General features: G+C 55.1%; 15 protein-coding genes and 1 pseudogene. 3 read left to right on the forward strand and 13 right to left on the reverse strand.

Annotation, left to right across the window (positions count from 1 at the left end):
• The coding region (locus ACSZPU_RS02165) for a transposase (RefSeq protein ID WP_498995003.1) at positions 1 to 395 on the reverse strand (395 nt) is incomplete at its 3' end.
• A 210-nt stretch (positions 396 to 605) separates the two neighbouring features.
• On the opposite strand from ACSZPU_RS02165, the gene ACSZPU_RS02170 reads away from it, so the two are divergent.
• Complete coding sequence (locus ACSZPU_RS02170; protein WP_498995004.1) at positions 606 to 734, forward strand: hypothetical protein; 129 nt, start codon at positions 606 to 608, stop codon at positions 732 to 734.
• Between the two features lie 180 nt (positions 735 to 914).
• On the opposite strand, the gene ACSZPU_RS02175 is transcribed toward ACSZPU_RS02170, so the two are convergent.
• From ACSZPU_RS02175 to ACSZPU_RS02195, 5 genes are all read right to left on the reverse strand, one after another.
• A complete protein-coding gene (locus tag ACSZPU_RS02175; RefSeq protein WP_498995005.1) occupies positions 915 to 1151 on the reverse strand; it encodes a hypothetical protein in 237 nt (78 codons plus the stop codon).
• Between the two features lie 147 nt (positions 1152 to 1298).
• Positions 1299 to 1478: a hypothetical protein gene (locus ACSZPU_RS02180; protein ID WP_498995007.1), complete on the reverse strand. Its 180-nt coding sequence runs from the start codon at positions 1476 to 1478 to the stop codon at positions 1299 to 1301.
• A gap of 53 nt (positions 1479 to 1531) precedes the next feature.
• Positions 1532 to 2179, reverse strand: a complete 648-nt coding sequence (locus tag ACSZPU_RS02185; RefSeq protein WP_498995009.1) for a DMT family transporter — start codon at positions 2177 to 2179, stop codon at positions 1532 to 1534.
• Positions 2167 to 2367 (reverse strand): hypothetical protein, encoded by a 201-nt coding sequence (locus ACSZPU_RS02190; protein ID WP_498995011.1) that lies wholly within the window; start codon positions 2365 to 2367, stop codon positions 2167 to 2169. The genes ACSZPU_RS02185 and ACSZPU_RS02190 overlap by 13 nt, the downstream gene beginning before the upstream one ends.
• 71 nt (positions 2368 to 2438) lie before the next feature.
• Positions 2439 to 2903: an Lrp/AsnC family transcriptional regulator gene (locus ACSZPU_RS02195; protein ID WP_498995014.1), complete on the reverse strand. Its 465-nt coding sequence runs from the start codon at positions 2901 to 2903 to the stop codon at positions 2439 to 2441.
• Positions 2904 to 3016: 113 nt separating this feature from the next.
• On the opposite strand from ACSZPU_RS02195, the gene ACSZPU_RS02200 reads away from it, so the two are divergent.
• Positions 3017 to 3637 carry a LysE family translocator gene (locus ACSZPU_RS02200; protein WP_498995016.1) on the forward strand — a complete coding sequence of 207 codons (621 nt, stop codon included), beginning with the start codon at positions 3017 to 3019 and terminating at the stop codon, positions 3635 to 3637.
• A gap of 41 nt (positions 3638 to 3678) precedes the next feature.
• On the opposite strand, the gene ACSZPU_RS02205 is transcribed toward ACSZPU_RS02200, so the two are convergent.
• From ACSZPU_RS02205 to mqo, 3 genes and pseudogenes are all read right to left on the reverse strand, one after another.
• Complete coding sequence (locus ACSZPU_RS02205; RefSeq protein ID WP_498995019.1) at positions 3679 to 4146, reverse strand: hypothetical protein; 468 nt, start codon at positions 4144 to 4146, stop codon at positions 3679 to 3681.
• A gap of 77 nt (positions 4147 to 4223) precedes the next feature.
• A pseudogene (locus tag ACSZPU_RS02210) lies at positions 4224 to 4484 on the reverse strand (mannonate dehydratase); the annotation flags it as partial.
• Between the two features lie 109 nt (positions 4485 to 4593).
• On the reverse strand, positions 4594 to 6252 hold the full coding sequence (mqo, locus tag ACSZPU_RS02215) for a malate dehydrogenase (quinone) (protein ID WP_498995021.1): 1659 nt from the start codon (positions 6250 to 6252) through the stop codon (positions 4594 to 4596).
• 278 nt (positions 6253 to 6530) lie between these two features.
• On the opposite strand from mqo, the gene ACSZPU_RS02220 reads away from it, so the two are divergent.
• Positions 6531 to 7766, forward strand: coding sequence for a SulP family inorganic anion transporter (locus tag ACSZPU_RS02220; RefSeq protein ID WP_498995022.1), 1236 nt, complete (start codon positions 6531 to 6533; stop codon positions 7764 to 7766).
• On the opposite strand, the gene mgtE is transcribed toward ACSZPU_RS02220, so the two are convergent.
• From mgtE to ada, 4 genes are all read right to left on the reverse strand, one after another.
• Positions 7729 to 9165: a magnesium transporter gene (mgtE, locus tag ACSZPU_RS02225; RefSeq protein WP_498995024.1), complete on the reverse strand. Its 1437-nt coding sequence runs from the start codon at positions 9163 to 9165 to the stop codon at positions 7729 to 7731. The two genes, ACSZPU_RS02220 and mgtE, sit on opposite strands and share 38 nt — an antisense overlap.
• 159 nt (positions 9166 to 9324) lie before the next feature.
• Positions 9325 to 10968, reverse strand: coding sequence for a multidrug ABC transporter permease/ATP-binding protein (locus ACSZPU_RS02230; RefSeq protein ID WP_498995026.1), 1644 nt, complete (start codon positions 10966 to 10968; stop codon positions 9325 to 9327).
• A 73-nt stretch (positions 10969 to 11041) separates the two neighbouring features.
• Positions 11042 to 11692, reverse strand: coding sequence for a DNA oxidative demethylase AlkB (gene alkB, locus ACSZPU_RS02235; RefSeq protein WP_498995028.1), 651 nt, complete (start codon positions 11690 to 11692; stop codon positions 11042 to 11044).
• Entirely contained in the window at positions 11692 to 12774 is a 1083-nt protein-coding gene (ada, locus tag ACSZPU_RS02240) for a bifunctional DNA-binding transcriptional regulator/O6-methylguanine-DNA methyltransferase Ada (RefSeq protein ID WP_498995030.1), read from the reverse strand. Before ada ends, alkB begins: the two co-directional genes overlap by 1 nt.
• Positions 12775 to 12827: the final 53 nt, after the last annotated feature.

Genomic DNA, 12827 nt, shown 5'->3' on the forward strand with positions numbered 1-12827 from the left:
CGTTTACCCTGCCTCAGATGCTTGTACAGTTCGCCGCCACTGGCTTTATCAGCCTGAACATGCTGGTAAATCCACTCATGGCTGACGGGACTGCCAATGCGCTTACAGACGGCGCTGATCTGCTCCGGACTCCACTTCCAGCACAGCCCTGTCTCAACGTAAAGCACGGTGTCCGGGTTGATGGAGTACTTGGCTGCCGCCCGCCGCCGGGCTTCACTTAACCGCTGTGCTTCTGCTGCCGAATAATCGCCAGCTATCCCGTTCCGCCTGACCTCACGGGAGACCGTGGACTTACTGACGCCTACACGCTTACTGATCTCTGTGAGGCTAATCTTCTCACCAAACAACAGGGCAATCTGGTATCGTATGCCCTCGGTTAACTGCCGGTACTTCATGTTACTCGCTCATCTGTGGTAGGAAAAACGGGATAACTTATCGGTAGTTAACCCTTCCTCCTACACTCTCCACAATCATGTCCGAGCGTTGCACTTATTATCTGAATTCGCGGAGAGATAATACAGCTCAGCTAAGGTAAGGCTAATACAGCTAAGGACTCCACTGAACCCCACCGATTAAATCGCACCTTCCTTAAATCCGATGCCGAAATGCTGCTCAGCGAATTTACCGATCTGCTTTCCGTTACCCGCTTACTGGATGACGCCGAGTCAGAAATCGATTTTGAATCACTGAACGACCTGCTGTCGAATACCGATGATAACCCTGAACAGACTTGATGCTCTCTATAAACCAACACCTGTTTGTCCGGAATAAAAAACACGCCCGAAAAAGGATAATACCTTCGCGTCATTATTCCGGACATAAAATAGCAAAGAAAATCTTGTGAGTAAGTCAATCATCGTAAACAGTGATTTAAATAAATAGGCGCGTTAGGGTAATAACGCGCTTTATCACTGTCAGTGACATGCCTGAGGGGATAATTTTCCGGTATTTTCCTGCCAGCTATAGCAGCTCGCTTTTAGTATTGTTGGTTTAGGCTCATAGAGGATCAACAATCGCTGACCGGCTTCATTAATTTTCCAACTGATGCTGGCAGCCGTCTTTTCTGCCAGTTTTATTGGTCGGTTTTGTGTATCCAAGCCATACAGTTCAACTTGCTCAGCAGCGGCACCAAATTGAAGCGTCACGGCCAAAAGAGCATTTCCTTGCCAGCGCCATTCAGACAGAGGTTACAGCGCAGGTGACCAGGCATCCGGCCAGCTTGTTGACCATACCGGTGATGCAGCTCCTTTAGCCTGCTGATATAACGCAAGGTAAGAAACGCGGGAATCTGCCTGCCCTTACTGCCAGACGACCCAACGCAATGCTCCCTGTGGATCGGCATCCATGAGGCTCAAATTGCGTACCGGTTCCGCCATGATGCGATTAATTGCATCAGGCGTTTTATTCTCCGATGCCTGCACGGCAGCACTGGTAATAAAACTCAGGGCCAAAAAAGGAATAGCGAATATCGTCTTCATGGAGTTACAGGTCCCTGTAGCGTACTAGTGGCATATTATACGAGAAACACATTTTACGCCTTCGCCCGGATCGTCAGCAAAATACCGACCAGAACGGCGACTATCGAGACAACCATCCGCACACTCAGTGACTCCCCTAAAAATAGAACTCCGCCGAGCGTGGCCAGGCACGGCACGCTGAGCTGCACGGTGCTGGCCGTGACGGATTGCATTTTGGACAACAGGGAATACCACAGCGAGTACGCCCCCGCCGAAGCCAGTGCACCAGAGACAATGGCGAGCAAAACTCCCAAGCTATTGAGGTGCATGCCGTGGCTCAGAAACGGGGAAACCAGCAGCGCAAAGGGCACGGCCAGTAAAAAATTCCATGCCGTCGCCAGCCCGGCATTGGCCGCGTTCTTGCCGGAAAGGGTATAGGCGGCCCACGCCAGCCCCGCTACCGCCATCAGTAGCGAACTGACCAGTTCAGGCGCTTTGGCACCGGGCAGAAGCAAAATCACCATCCCGGCGACCGCCAGCAGCAGACCGAAACCGCGCAGCGCGGAGATGCGCTCGCCTTTCAACACCCCGAAGGTGATCATTGCCAGTTGCACTACGCCGAAAAGCAGCAATGCCCCGGTTCCGGCATCAAGATGGATATAGGCCACCGAAAAAAAGACCACATAGAGCATCAGAAAGAGCGCATTTTTCAGGCTTCGCACCTCAGGAAACGCCAGCCATAACGATGGATTAGCGGCAGCAGGACCAGTGCGCCGCTAATAAGACGGATATTGCTGAACGTTACGGGATCGATATGCCCTTCTCTTAACGCAACGCGACACAGCACCGAGTTCGCAGCAAAGGCCACCATCGTAAGCACGACTTTCAGGAATAAGCTGCGATCGGTCATTTATTGTCTCCAGGGCGAAACGACCAGCGCAATACCAAAACGGCAAATCCGCAGCGTCAGCTTAACAACCTTCATCGTGTTGTCTCTAACGGATAGGGTCTGTCATGCACCACGGTCTTCATCACCAGCGTTGAGGTTAAACGCTGCACCCCAGGCATCGCTGAGAGCTTCTCATCATAGAGTTTCTGGAAAGCCGGTAAATCGCGCGTAACGACCTGCATCAGGTAGTCCGGGTCGCCAAATAAGCGCTGCACCAGAACCACCTGCGGTACATCAACGATCGCCTCTTCAAAGGCGCTGACCGCTTTCTTATCCGCCTCGCGCAGGGTCACAAACACGATCGCCGAAAAGGTAAATCCCATTTGCACCGGATTTAAGGTGGCGCGATAACCGGTGATCACCCCACTCTGCTCCAGCGCGCGTAAACGACGATGGCACGGCGAGAGGCTCAAATTAACCCACTCGGCCAGATCGGTTATCGACAATCGGCCATCCGACTGCAGCTCAGCAAGAATCTTTCTATCAATGCTATCCATTTAGAAGATTTTCTCTTTTCAGGTGGGATTAAGGCGCAACATTGAAAGCTCATTCTACGGCGTCAGGGATATTCTTTCCATGCAGAATATTGAGGGCTTTCGGGACAGAAACGATGGAAATGAGTGTAGTAATGGGGTTCTGGATTATCTCCTTTCTCCTGATAATGACCCCCGGTGCCGACTGGGCTTATACCATTACGGCAGGCATCAGCGGGCGTGGGATTATCCCGGCGGTCATTGGCTTGATGTCGGGTCATTTACTGGCAACGGTCGTCGTTGTTGCAGGCATGGGGGTGATATTGGCAGGGCATCCGCTGGCGTTATCCGCCCTCACCCTTTTCGGCGCACTGTATCTGTTGCGGCTCGGGATCGGCATGTTACGGCATCCGGCGTTTATCACGGCGGGAAGCACACAGGCAGACGGCGCGTGGAACCGCAGGGTGATAAAGGGCATGTGCATCAGCGGGATGAATCCCAAAGTCTTTCTGCTTTTTCTGGCCCTGCTGCCGCAGTTTACCGACCCGCAAAGTCACTGGCCCCTTCCCTTGCAGATGTCGGCGCTGGCGCTGCTGCACCTCATCACCTGTACGCTGGTTTATTTGCTGGTGGGATACGGTTCCAGGGCGCTTCTGGCGACCCGTCCACAGGCGGCAAAAGTGGTGAGTATGATTTCAGGGGGAATGATGATTGTGATTTCACTGCTGTTGCTGGCGGAGCAGATAATCCACCAATGAGGTGTTAGGCACTCCTTTGCCCTACGCGACTGACGGCAAAATCAGTAGGTATTACAGACCGTCTGCCAGCCAACCTTATTACAGTACGTGGTTTTCGGCATTGAGTTCTGGATGGTTTGCAATGACTGGCTAAGTGCCTGTTGCTGCTGCGCGGCAAGCTGTTGCTGCTGATAGCTGCGTTGCTCTAGCTGCTGGCGCTGCACAATGGCGACGGCGAAGCTATCGCATTGCGCTTTGGTCGGCGGCGTTTTTTCTGCCGCTGCTGATATCTCGGCGAAAGTGGTCTGATAAAACACCGGATCATACGTCCAGCTATTCAGGTCACGGGCGGCGTAATTTTTCGCCGCCGCGGCAATCTGGTAATCAATAAAGCCAAGCGAGACACATTTGTTAGCTGCAACATCGCCAAGCGCGATGCGCTGGTAGTTGGCATAAGGAATGGTGGGTTTTGGCGTTGCACAACCGACAAGCACGGCGGCAAGCGTTGCTGTGAGAAGAAAACGTTTCAAAAGAGGATCCTTAAAAGCGAAAGAATTATGCTTATCGCAAATAAGAATCCTCCAACCATATGAAAAAGTAAATAAATTCACGCGCGCGCTTTCGCCAGCCCTTCCCACAATCCTTGCATATAGGTAATGCCCAGCGCCCGGTCATAGAGACCGTAACCCGGTCCCCCCGTTTCTCCCCAAATCATTCGGCCATGGTCCGGGCGGATAAACCCGGTGTAGTTCGCCTCATACAGCGCCCGCATAATGGCCCCCATATCCAGCGAACCACAGTAAGAGGGATGCGCAGACTCATAGAAATCGCCGTTAGGGGAGACGTTTACATTACGAAAATGGACGAATTAAGCGCGCCGCCGAGTCCTCGAAAAACGTCAACGACTACTTTACTGAATTCACGTTTAAGCTACTCAAACGCTAAGACAAAAAAACCTGCCGAAGCAGGTTTTTTTATTACAGCACGATGTCGGTTGCGGTTTCATTATCCGTTGGCACAACATGCGTGGGCTTGCGTACCGGCGGCGTGGAGTCTGCCAGCGGTGATTCGTCGCATTTCAGCCCCAGTACGCGGCTGGTGTAATGCAACTCTTCATCTGAGGCTTCAACATTGCCGTCAAGCTTCACGCCCAGGAACGGGATGATCTTTTTCAGCGTTGCCTGCCACTCGGGGGAAGCCACTTTTTCCGGGAAGACCTTCTGCATCAGTTCTAGCATGATCGGCGCGGCGGTGGAGGCACCCGGCGATGCGCCCAACAGTGCAGCGATGGTGCCGTCTTTGTCGCTCACCACTTCGGTGCCCAGACGCAGTTCACCCAGTTTCTTCGCATTGCGTTTGATGATCTGCACGCGCTGTCCGGCCTGCCACAAACGCCAGTCTTCTTTCTTCGCCAGCGGATAGTACTCGCACAAGGCGTCAAAGCGATCGTCTTCGTTTTGCAGCACCTGGTTCATCAGGTATTTCACCAGGCTGAAATTGGTCATCCCGACACTCAACATCGGCAGGACGTTGGAACTGTTGGTTGAACGCAGCAGATCCCACAGCGAGCCATTTTTCAAAAAGCGCGTCGAGAAGGTGGCGAACGGCCCAAACAGCAGCACGCGTTTGCCATCAATAATACGGGTGTCGATATGCGGCACCGACATCGGCGGTGCGCCCACGGTCGCCTGACCGTATACTTTCGCCAGATGGCTGTTCACCACATCCGGGTTTTCAGACACCAGGAACTGGCCACCCACCGGGAACCCCGCGTATTCCGCCGCTTCCGGGATACCGGATTCCTGCAACAGTTTCAGCGCAGCGCCGCCAGCACCAATAAAGATAAATTTGGTTTTGATGACCTGATCGACGCCGCTGTCTGTCAGGCTGGCGATGGTCACATTCCAGGTGTTATCCGCATTGCGTTTGATGCTGCGGACTTCGCTGCTCAGTTTCAGGGAGAAGTTATCTTTACGCTGTAAGGAATGAATCAGCTGACGGGTAATTTCACCGAAATTCACGTCGGTACCGATTTCCGTACGCGTTGCCGCCACTTTCTGCTGCGGATCGCGCCCTTCCATGACCAGCGGTGCCCATGAGCGGATTTGCTCGTGGTTTTCTGTATAGCGCATGCCACGGAATAACGAACTTTGCTGCAACGCTTTGTAGCGGGCACGCAGGAAGTTAACATTGTCATCGCCCCACACCAGACTCATGTGCGGAACGGTATTAATGAATGATTTCGGTTCGCTCAGCACACCGGTTTCCACCTGATGCGCCCAGAACTGACGAGAGATACGAAACGCTTCGTTAATCTCGATCGCCTTTTTAATGCTGATTGTTCCATCCTGGCTTTGCGGGGTGTAGTTCAATTCCATCAACGCGGCGTGCCCCGTGCCGGCATTATTCCAGCCGTTGGAGCTCTCTTCCGCCAGGGCGTCCAGCCGTTCTACCATTGTGATCGACCAGTTGGGCTCCAGTTCCTGGAGGTAGGTCCCCAACGTGGCGCTCATGATCCCACCACCGATTAAAAGCACATCCGTTTCCTGCTCTTTCGACGCGTTAGCTTTTGCTGCCGCAGAGACAGCATTAAGCCCGACAGCCATCGAAAATAGTCTGGCAGTCATTCTTTTCATAATGTTAATGCCTTACTTTTAGTGCTGCTTTATTAGCAGTTTTCGCGGGTAACTTCGTTAGCGCATCTAACCTAGCACGGGGGAGAGAGGATTTAAATAATGTTTAAACATTAAATAGTCATTGCATAAATGTTATTAATAAGTTTAATAATTGCATTAAAAATAACCATGCTTACTGGCAACTTTTGCTAAGAAACAGTAGTATTCTGCCCTTTGTCAAACGCATGTCATCCCATCCATTTATTGATGTCAGCTATTAATCACATCTGCAAAAAGTTATGACTGAAAAATTATTCTGCCCGACGGGTCGGGTTAGCAGCGTGCTGCGCTCACCACAACTGTTGACCCGCGAAGCCCTAGCGGGCGTCATTACTGCGCTGGCGTTGATTCCGGAGGTTATCTCCTTTTCCGTGATCGCGGGCGTCGATCCTAAAGTCAGCCTGCTGGCCTCCGTGGTGCTGTGCATCAGCATGTCGTTGCTGGGTGGGCGTCCGGCGATGGTGACCGCTGCGGCCGGCTCCGTCGCGCTGGTCATTGGCCCGATGGTGCATCAACACGGCGTGGAATACATTCTGCCAGCCGTTGTGCTCGCCGGGGTCATACAAATTATCTTTGGCTTAACGCGCATGGCGCGTCTGATGCGCTTCGTGCCGCAAGCGGTGATGACAGGTTTTGTGAATGCGCTGGGTATTTTGATTTTCTTCGCCCAGGTGCCCCATTTCTGGAGCCGCGAGCCGCTGATCCTCGCCCTCTTCGCGCTGACCTTACTGATTGTTCTGTGGTGGCCGCGCTGGGTGAAAAGCGTGCCGGCACCGCTGGTCGCCATCGTGGTGTTGACGCTGTTTACCGTCTTTACCGGACAAACGCTGCCCACCGTGGGTGACGAAGGCCCGATGCAGGGCGGCCTGCCGGGCTTCACCGAATGGCTGGTGCCGTTTAACCTTACCACTCTCGGTATTATCTGGCCCTGCGCGCTCAGTATCGCCTTTGTTGGCCTGCTGGAATCATTGCTGACGGCGCGCCTGGTGGATGATTTAACCCACACGCCGTCCAGTAAAAGCCGGGAAAGCGCCGGGCTGGGTATCGCCAATATTCTTGCGGGTTTCTACGGTGGCATCGCCGGTTGCGCGATGATTGGACAAACTATCGTCAACGTGGAGATGGGCAAAGGCCGCAGCCGCGTGTCGACCATGGTGGCAGGCCTGGTGCTATTACTGCTGGTGACAGCACTGAGCGAGGTGATGGCGGAAATTCCGATGGTGGTACTGGCGGGCATTATGACTATTGTCGCCTGCAAAACCTTTAGCTGGCACAGTCTGCAACCGACGACGCTGCAGCGTGCGCCGATTGCCGAAACGCTGGTGATGCTGGTGACCGTTGCGGCTACCATCAGTACGGGTAATCTGGCGATTGGCGTGCTGGCAGGCATGATCGTGATGGCCATCCTCCCAGCCCGCCTGCATAAAACGCGAGGCGCTACAGCAGAAAAATCGTCGCCAGCCCAAGAAAAATAAAGAAGCCCCCGGTGTCGGTAATGGCGGTGATCATCACGCTGGAGCCGACCGCCGGGTCGCGTCCGAAGCGCACCATCGTCATCGGGATAATCACCCCCATCAACGCCGCCATCAGCAGGTTAAGCACCATCGCCAGCGTCATCACCCCACCGAGCGCGGCATCGTCATAAAGTAGCCAGGTGACCACACCCATGATCCCGCCCCACACAAGGCCATTGAGCAGCGCCACGCCCATTTCACGCAAAATCAAAAAGCGGAAGTTGCCCGGCTGAATGGTCTGTAACGCCAGCGCGCGAACAATCATGGTGATGGTCTGATTCCCGGTGTTCCCGCCGATACCGGCGACAATGGGCATCAACGCGGCCAGCGCCACCAGCTGTGAAATGGTGTGTTCAAAGCCGTCAATCACCCGTGAGGCGATAAACGCGGTACACAGGTTAATCGCCAGCCACGCCCAGCGGTTTTTCACCGCACGGGTCACCGGCGCAAAGACATCCTCTTCTGTACTGAGGCCGCCCATTCTGCGCAGATCGTTGTCGGTCTCTTCGTAGACCACATCCACGATCTCATCGATGGTCAGGCGACCGAGCAACTTGCCGTCGGTATCGGTGACGGCGGCGCTGATTAAGTTGTCGCGTTCAAAGGTGTGCGCCGCGTCTTCCGCGTTTTCATCCGGGGAAAAGGTGACCGGATCATCATCCATCACCTCATTTACCTGGCGCGCGCTGGCGTTCAGTAAGATGGTTTGCAGCCCCAGTTCGCCAAGCAGGATGCCATCGCGCCCGGTAACGAAGAGTTTGTCGGTGTTTTCCGGCATCTTACCGAGTCGACGCAAGTAGCGCTGGACGGTGGCCAGCGTCAGATTTGGGCGCACGGTGATCACTTCGAACTCCATGATCGCCCCAACGCTGTTTTTGCCGTAGCGCATGACCTGGCGCACCCGGGCGCGCTCGGTGGGCGGTAAGGTTGCCAGCAAACGCCCGGTCAGGTTACGCGGCAGATGCTGCACCAGCCAGATTTGGTCGTCGATATCCAGCGTTTCCAGCGCATCCAGCAACGCCTTATCGCTCATTTCATCAATCAGGTCTTCCCAGACGTTTTCCGACGCCTCGAGCAAGACTTTGCCGCGTTTGTCATCTTCCACCAGCCGCCACAGCGCATGACGCTCGTCCACCGGCAGCCCTTCCAGGGTGTCGGCTAAGTCCGGCGGCGGCAAATGGGCCACCAGCGCGCTGACCTCGGCCAGGTTACTGTTGAGCTTATCGGCGTCAACCTGCTCCGCCAGGGTTAATTCTCCCAGCAGCGTTGCGGTGAGCGATTTTTCGGTGGTGAGAAGCCAGATTAAACGCGCACGTTCCTGATCGCGTAACCTGGTACTGCTTTTTTTGATGACAGACATTGGACGTTCCCTGCGTAGTAACTCACCTCCACGAAATGAAGGCGCACAGGTCTAAGCATAGCGGCAGGTTGTGTAAATATTAATACATAGCGCGTACAGGTGGGTAAAAAGTGGGGTATGTTACGGATTTACCGGGCATTTGTGCCCGGTAATTAACCATTATGCCGTGCGGGCAACCGCATCGCGGGAGGCAAGCTCGCGCTCTTCTCCGGTCAGTTCGCTTAACTGACCGTTGCGCATTTCCAGCAGGCGATCGGCATGCACAAAGTAATGATCGTCGTGGCTGATGGCGAAAATGGTTTTCCCCATCTCCTGCATCAGCGGCAGCAGCACCTGATAGAACTCGCGACGAAAGTGCGGATCCTGGTCAGCCGCCCACTCATCGAGCAGCAAAATGTCGCGTTCTTCCGCCAAAGCCAGCAGCAGCGCCACGCGCTTCTTCTGCCCTTTTGACAGCTTAAGATCGAGGATTTTGCCGTCTCTCAGCTCCAGCTTGTGCGACATTTTCAACTGATGCAGCCATTTGTCCACCAGCACCGGATCCGCCTGTTGGCCCTCCGCGCCCAGCAGTTGATCGAACAGCCAGACATCGGTAAACACGGCGGAAAACAGCTTGCGGTAATCTTCCGGTTTGTCCTTCGCCAGCGGTTTCCCGTCCAGCAGGATTTCGCCGGAAGCCGGCTCATACAGACCGGTTAACAGCATTGCCAGCGTCGATTTACCGCTGCCGTTGCCACCAATCAGGAAGACCTGCTCGCCGCGTTTGAGGGTCATATTGACCGGGCCGACGGAAAACGCGTTGTCCTGATAGGTAAAGGTGACATCGCGCAATTCCAGCGTTTCCCAGTTCGGGTAAAGCTGCGGACGCGGGAATTCGGCTTTATAAGGTGCCAGCGAGAACTGTTTGAGTTTGTTGAAGGCTACCTGGGCACTTAACAGCGTCGGCAGCGCGCCAACGGCAGACAGCAGCGGCGTGCGCAGGAACAGCAATGTCAGCGAGTAGGTCGCCGCCACGTTGGTATCCGCCCAACCCAGACCATTTGCCATCCAGAACACCAGGCCAATTGCGCCCAGCATCATGATGTTCGACCAGTTCACCGCACTGAGGTGGAAAGTGTCGGCGCGGATGATGTGATGACGGTATTCATGTGCGTCCGGCAAATACTGGTTGTTAAAGATGTGCTCGGCACGCTCACGGTTCAGGGTGAGTTCTTTGCGCCCTTCCAGCACCGTCTGGAAATCGTTATACAGCTTGTCTTCGGTTTCACGCAGCGTCGCGATGTGTTTGTAGACGCGGGAGACCAGCACAAAGCCACCCCAGATAGTCAGCGCCATCCACAGTGCGGTGATCACCAGCATTTTGCCAGACAGCCAGGCCAGGTAAGCCGACGAGCCGATGGTCAGGATTATCCCCTGCACCAGTTCCGGCAGGCGCACAAAGGCGATGGTGATATTACGGACATCACTGGTCAGCCCGGCAAGCAACGAGGCGCTGCCCAGCTTTTCAATGCGCTCAATCGGTGTATCAAGGATGCGCTTGATAAATTCACTACGCATACGATAAACAAAGTGGTGACCGAGGGCCGTTAATGCCAGTTGGGATCCCAACGTCACTGCCATCAGCAACAGCAACAGCCCAAGGAACTCTGGCAGCACAGTAAGCGAAATATCCACGGTTTCAATCAAACGCAGATTAATAAAGGCAATGAGCCCAATACCGAGCGCAGCACTGAGCAGCGTCAGTACGAGAACGGCAATAAAGGGCCAGCGATACTGACGCCAGACCAGCAGGAGAAGTTCCATAGCAACAACCTGTAAACATAAACAGCCCGCAGTTTAAACGGCTGATTGTTTACATCAAGAATAATTCTTATTTTTATTCAATCTTTCTGGCCTGGCGAAAGGTCAGATTGTATCGGCACTCGCCCGTCGCCGGATGGTGACCCGGTTTGAGCGGCAAAATGCCGTGATAGAACAGTCGGGATTCGCCGCCCCACACCACCACATCACCGTGCTCAAGCATTAAGCGCAGCAAGGGATCGTTGCGTTTCAGTCCACCAAACTGGAACACTGCCGGTAAACCCAGCGAGACGGAGACAATAGGTGCGCGTAAGTCCGGCTCATCTTTGTCCTGATGTAATGAGAGCTTCGCGCCGGGTATGTAGCGGTTGATCAGGCAGGCATCGGGCTGGAAATCAGCATAACCGGCGGCGACAGCGGCCTGATGGCAAAGCGCGCTAAACGCCTCAGGCATGGCGGGCCAGCCTTTCCCCGTTTGCGGATCGATGGGGGAATAAAGATACCCTCTGGCATCAGTCGTCCAGCCCACTGCACCACAGTTGCTCATCGCCACCGACATGGTATAACCGCCCGGCGTGACCATATGGCGCAGCGGCGACACGCGGGTCACCGCCTCAATATCCGCCAGCAAGGCCTGCGCCTTTGCCAGCGCAAAACGCCGCAGCACCACCGCACCGGGGGCGAGAGGTTCTTGCCAGGGTTCTTCATCGGCAAACAGATCGAGCATCAGGTCTCCTTAGATTCAGACTCCCGGCGCAGCAGACGGGCTTTGCGCGTCGCCCCCCAGCGATAGCCGGACAATCCACCATCGGCCCGTACCACCCGGTGGCAAGGCACCACAATCGCCAGTTTGTTTGCCGCACAGGCCCCGCCAACCGCGCGTACCGCCGCCGGTTTGCCGATAGCTTTCGCCAGTGACTGATAACTGACGATTTCACCCGCCGGGATAGCGCGCAGCGCATCCCAAACCTGTAGCTGGAATGCCGTACCGCGCAAATCTAGCGGCAGCGTAAAGGGCGAATCGGGGTTATCAATACGGCGCACGACCTGCTCCACATGTTCAGCAAACCGCGCATCGCCCTGCTCACGGCGGGCATGTGGGAAAATACCGTGCAGTTCTTCCAGCAGCGCGCTGTCAGTATCAGCCAGTAAGATCGCGCAGATCCCGCGCGTACTTTGTGCCACCAGACAATGCCCCAGCGAACAATGGCTCAGGGCATAGCACACATCCGTGTCATCACCACCGCGTCGATACTGGCGCGCCGTCATCCCAAGCGCGGCATCGGCCTGCCGGTAATAACTGCTGTTATCGGGAAATCCGGCCGCCAGCACCGCATCGGTGATCGTCGTCGTTTCGTTGAGCGCGCTGCGCAGGCGCTTTGCGCGCGAGGCCAGTTGCCAGGCTTTCGGCGTCATGCCGGTCACCGATTTAAACAGACGATGGAAATGCCAGGGGCTCATTGCGACGGCATCAGCCAGTGTTTCCAGCGTGACGGGCACGTCCTGGTCCAGCAAGCGGCAGGCCTTTTCGACTCTGGCTATCCGTTGTTGCTGTGGGTCTGCCTTCTCAGGCTGGCAGCGTTTGCAGGGGCGAAATCCGGCCCTCTGCGCGGCGTCGGCATCGGGATAAAAAGCGACATTTTCGCGCAGGGGACGGCGTGAATGGCAGGACGGTCGGCAAAAAATGCCGGTGGTACGCACCGCGAAGACAAATTGCCCGTCGCGGCTGGTATCGCGCGCGCATACCGCCTGCCAGCATTGTTCATCGGTCAACGGTTGTTGATGGGTTACGTCTGTGGCTGTTTTCATCTCAGGCTCTTCTTTCAAGCTTAGCCTCACTGTGCCCGATAGCCCGGACGAAA

Source organism: Phytobacter sp. V69 (assembly GCF_965644215.1).
Lineage (GTDB): Bacteria > Pseudomonadota > Gammaproteobacteria > Enterobacterales > Enterobacteriaceae > Phytobacter.